Here is a 4,896-nt window from a genome sequence, read left to right as displayed (position 1 = left end):
CCCCATGACGCCACCACTTGAGGTGAACAATAGTGTAGTCAATATATTTATATGAATAGTTCATCATTCACTTAACGATATTGTATATCAATATAATTTTATTAAAAACGTTTATAGTATATTTATTCTCAGATTTCATAATTCTACTTTTACAAAGATATGACAAAAGTTACAATATATTTTCAGGATGGTATGCGGTCACGCTTTAGAATATGCCTTTGATGCAGATAGTACGACTGTTTATGCTCATTTATCTGCCGTTCGTGTATTTTTCTTATTTCAATTTGGCAGTAAAAATTTCAAATGCTAATTTTGAAAACTCAAAAAGTACAAATTTTTAAATTTTATTAATCATGAAAAACCAAACAAATTCAGAAGCAACCTACACCGAACTGAGTGTTGAGCAACAGCAGTCCATTAGAGGATGGGGTGGCCCCCGACCACCTCGGATGCGCCTGCCCCGAGTTCCTAAGCGACCAAAAAGGCAACGCTAAGATAGTTTGCATACAAGACCTTTCTCTTGATGTAAAGCATCAAAGTAGGGAGAGGTCTTTTTTGCAGTTCTTCTTATCACTTTTTTAACCATTATTTATCTGTTGTGCTACCAACGAAAGAGCCATCGGTTCTACACTGCCTGATCGTAGATGATCAACCCGCTTGTATCGATATACTTAGCAGCTATGTTGAAAGGACAAAAGGGTTGCAGTTAGCCTCAACGTTGCTAGATGGTATAGCGGCATTTGATTATCTTCAAACTCATTCTGAGATTCATTTGGTATTCTTAGATGTGGAAATGCCCGCTATGAGCGGCTTTGATTTTTTAAAGATGTTGGAACAGAAAAGTAGCGCCCTACTACCGCTGGTGATTCTGACCACCGGACATACCGAGTACGCTACGCAAGGGTATCAATTTGACCGAGTCGTAGGCTTTCTACAAAAGGTCGTGAGCTACCAAAATTTTTTAGAGATGGTGCAGAAAGCCCAGCGAATGATACGTCGTCATTCAGATAATACTACTGCAAACGATCCTTCGTCTCATTCCTCAGGTAGCCAACCATTACCCGAAGACTATCAACAACTTGAGCGTGAACGAGATCTATTACTGAGAGCCTTTCAATTGCATAGCAAATGAACATACTTTATTCCGCAGGCCGGTAAACATTAGGGTACCGCCGGACAATATTCGCTGCCTTCGTTCGGATCTGTTTAAAGTTTTGCTGTACTTCATCATCTAGCACCGTACCTTTCCGAACTTCCACAAACGTAGCTACGGAATACCGCCTCATTTCTTGCGGTAGTTTAGCCTTCGCTCGGAAATAGGGAAGGCTACTTTCTACCGTCTGACCAATAAACTCACCGGGGGAAAGTTGCATCACTTCCTGCGGTTTGATGAGCAAGCGTTCCTGCCGACTGCTGCTGATATTGTGCGACAGGTTGCGCCCCCCTCTACCGGACTGGCTCACCCCCTGCGACTGATTCCGGATGCTTTGTTCTTCCCGACCAATCATCTCACTGACCCTTCTAGCGGTTTCTACTGAGCTAGCTTTACCGTAAAACTGATTGGAAAGATTGGAGAGAATTACTTCCGCCTTGTCCTTACCGTAGCGGTCAATCATCTGCGAGAGATCCTGCACCATATAGACGCTAGCTACTTTATTGCTACGAGCCGTGGCGGGAATGATCTCAAACCTTGGAATGTAAAGCGTCGGTGCTTCATCTAACAGCACAAAGCTTCTCTGTTTATTCGGCTGGTTCATTTGTTTGAGAGCCACCGTGATAATCAGCGAAATCACGGGGGAAAAGGTGTCTACTAATCCAGGATCGGAGCCCAAACAGAGTATCTTAGGTTGTTTAGGATCATTAATATTAAGATTGAAGTCACTACCGGATAAGACCCAAGCGATCTCGGGGGAGTTGAGTTTAGTCACCATCATTTGTAAGGAGGCAATCACTCCAGCTAGTTGCTTGTCGGCTTTGTTCCGAATAGCTGTGGCAATACTACGAATCAAGTCAGCACTTTGCGGGTTGGCTTCCAGCATACTAATCACATGGGTATAGTCCGAATACAACGCCGTATTGATTATATGGGGTAAGGTACAATGTTCAGGGTGCTCGCAGCGGAAAAACCAGATCAGGGCGGTGAGCCAGGCCTGGGCGGAAGCGGCAAAGAAGTCACGCCGCTTAATAGTAGATGAATCTAGATTACTCACAATTGCCTGGGCGTATTCTTCAGCATGAGAAAGCGTAGGAATGTTTTCGGCAGCTAAGGGATTGCACCGGTGCGATTGTGAAAGATCGCGGAAGTTCACAATAAAGTAATGCAAGTTGTGCGGATTGCCGGAGCGATGTAGGGCCGTATTAAGTACACCGGCTAGTACCGGAAACTTAAAGTCGTAGACGATCCCCGCAAAGCCCTTTCGGACAAACTGCTGTAAGAAAGCGTTACCAATGCTTTCGGATTTACCCGATCCCGAGGAGCCCATCACTAGCGTGCCTCGGTATGGATTCACGACATTCAAATAGCCCTGTTGCGTACGGATGACAATACTATCGTGGGTATTAATCTTACGTCGTTCCGATTGTTCTTTAGTTTTCGTACTTGTTCTACGAAATACGTTGATGATGAATGGTAAGGTAATCAGCACCCCTACGACCGATAGAAGATACAGCCAATAGATAGTCGTCATAGGGTACGAGTGAACCGTCAGCAAACCGTAGACCGCGACGAACCCTACTACAACGATTGGTAGATCAACCGTAGGACGATAGGCGATTTTCGTTGACGACTGGTCAACCTTCATAGCCACTAACGACAGGCACAGTCCCGTGTACGTAAGCAGCCAAACGGTTCGTAGTAGCACTCCTTGCCGCTCTACAATAGCCAACATGTGCGTAAGTAGCGGATGGGTAGCTGTAGGTAACTGCTCGGTAAAAGCTAGTAAGGTGTACTCTAGCCCCAGTGGAATGAGTAATAGGGTGGACAGCAGGAAAAGCAGCTCTACTAAGGGACGGTAGGTCATGGTATAGTGTTCTAGCGTTCTACTTGGGGTTGCTGCTGAGTTTGCTTCTTCTTTCGCTTTCTATCCAGGCTTTCTTCTGTCACCTCACCCATTGACTGACTTTGTTTTCCCAGCTTCAACAGCGTGTACTCCGGCAGTCGGAACGGCTCGTCTTTCCCAGTTTCTAGCATGTGGTACGGATTGTTCACCAGTTTTCCCTGCTGGTAGCGCTGGGTCAGGTGGTGCAAGCGAAAAAAGAAGCCTTTGCCGTAGTGCTGAGCCTTTCCGATCTTCAAGACTTTGTTTTCGTCTAGCTTCCAGTGCCCGGTAAAATACTGGTTCAGGTGCGCTACCTTTTCGCCGATACGCCGCTGATACCGAAGCTGCTCTTCGGGTGGCATGGGAGCGGTAAGTTTTTCGGATATCGTCGCTTTCTGATAGTCAAATAGCTGCTGAAAGTCTTTTCCATTTTGTGTCTGCCAGTCTTTGATAGAAAACCGACTGCGGTAGCTGCGGGGATTCAATCGGAGCGATCTTTCCTGGTTCTGGGCACTAACCAGTACATGAATGTGGGTATGAAAACCGGGTTTGAGGTGTCCTTTCGTATCCCCTTGCTTCTCTATTCGTGTTTGGTGGATCGTGGCAAACCAGACCACGTCCTGACCAGTAAGCTTTTTATCGGGTTGCTTAGTAAAGCGAAAGTTATGAGCGTAGTTTTCCATGACCTGCATGGTAAAGGCTTTCAGCTTTTTAGGATCGTTTTGCAAATGGGCCAGTTCTTCAAACGAAGGCGAAAGTACTAATGAGTAAAACTTCTCCTGCTGTTTGCCAAGTCCTCGGGCGTTTCTGTCGATCACTTCCCGTACCTCATCCGCCGTGATAGCATCCTGGTGCTGATGGAAGAAGTGGGCTGTACCCGGTTGCTCTTGTACTTCGTGCCCCAGGTAGCTCACGGTTTTCTTACAAGAGCCCCGGTTGGAAAAGACGAATCGGCCGTGTTGTTTGGGGTTAATGATTTTGCTGTGCATGTTTCTAGGTTTTGGGGATTGGATGGTAGAGAAGTTGAAAGGTGGAAAGACGATAGACAGCCTTTAGAATAGCTACTTTTGCTCGTGACCATGATCCCGCTGGTTAGTCATTTTGCGTAAGCGTTGAGCTAAGTACTGCTGGTCTTGCTGTTGGAGTTGCTCAAAGGTTGACGGGTCATCCTGGGCGCGGAGGGTCAGTAGATGATTGGCGGATACTTCTCCTAAAATGCGGGCTTTAGTGGCTTCTTCCAGCAACTTCTTAAGCAGATGCTTTTCCTGGTGTACCAAATAGGAAAACAGCCGGTCAATGACCTCTTGCAGCATTTTCTTCGTTTCCTCAGGCTGATAAGTAGTAGGGTTTGACTGCCGCTCGGAAAAGAACTGCACGGCGGCTTCTATATAGTCCTTCCGGGATAGGTTGAGCCGCCCCGCTTCCTCAGTTAGAAGATGGTGGACTTGACTAGATATATTCACTTTTTTACTGTGATTCATAGGAAAGGTACTTGGTGAAGTAACACGAAACGGATTGTCAATCAGTGATTTAGGCTTAGGAGTTACTCACCCACACTTCATCTTATTCGCAAATTGCTGTAAATCAGACGATTAGATAAGTACTTATTCACTCCCTTCTTGCTAACCAAAAGCAAACAGGCACTACGTTCGCCAGTCGGGAATCTCGGCAGGAAACGTAATGAGGTTGCACATTTCCCGCAGTCGGGAACGTATCCGCTCGTGGTAGTGCTGCTGTAGTTCTTCGGCGTTCAGGTTGGTGGTCAGATGGGTGATCAAGCCGCGACGCCCAAATTCTTCGTAGCGGTCTAACAGTACTTCGGATATGACATTGCAGTCGTTACCGAAGTGCTTGGCGA

General features: G+C 46.2%; 5 protein-coding genes and 1 pseudogene. 2 read left to right on the top strand and 4 right to left on the bottom strand.

Translation table 11 applies throughout. The annotated features are described in order from the left end of the window. Nucleotides 1-353 precede the first annotated feature (353 nt). On the top strand, nt 354-494 hold the full coding sequence (locus WBA23_RS20045; RefSeq protein WP_424584059.1) for a hypothetical protein: 141 nt from the start codon (nt 354-356) through the stop codon (nt 492-494). 104 nt (nt 495-598) lie between these two features. Continuing rightward, complete coding sequence (locus WBA23_RS20040; protein WP_424584058.1) at nt 599-1,132, top strand: LytR/AlgR family response regulator transcription factor; 534 nt, start codon at nt 599-601, stop codon at nt 1,130-1,132. Nucleotides 1,133-1,139: 7 nt separating this feature from the next. Here WBA23_RS20040 and WBA23_RS20035 read toward each other — a convergent pair whose 3' ends face one another. From WBA23_RS20035 to WBA23_RS20020, 4 genes and pseudogenes are all read right to left on the bottom strand, one after another. After that, nucleotides 1,140-3,020 (bottom strand): type IV secretory system conjugative DNA transfer family protein, encoded by a 1,881-nt coding sequence (locus WBA23_RS20035; RefSeq protein ID WP_424584057.1) that lies wholly within the window; start codon nt 3,018-3,020, stop codon nt 1,140-1,142. Between the two features lie 11 nt (nt 3,021-3,031). Beyond that, complete coding sequence (locus tag WBA23_RS20030; protein ID WP_424584056.1) at nt 3,032-4,027, bottom strand: DUF5712 family protein; 996 nt, start codon at nt 4,025-4,027, stop codon at nt 3,032-3,034. A 72-nt stretch (nt 4,028-4,099) separates the two neighbouring features. Further along, complete coding sequence (locus tag WBA23_RS20025; protein ID WP_424584055.1) at nt 4,100-4,519, bottom strand: BfmA/BtgA family mobilization protein; 420 nt, start codon at nt 4,517-4,519, stop codon at nt 4,100-4,102. Between the two features lie 162 nt (nt 4,520-4,681). Further along, nucleotides 4,682-4,896, bottom strand: a pseudogene (locus WBA23_RS20020) (ATPase); the annotation flags it as partial.

Source organism: Tunicatimonas sp. (assembly GCF_049647865.1).
Classification (GTDB): Bacteria; Bacteroidota; Bacteroidia; order Cytophagales; family Cyclobacteriaceae; genus Tunicatimonas.
Note: the sequence above shows the minus strand (reverse complement) of the source record. Positions and strands in the feature narration are given on the sequence as shown.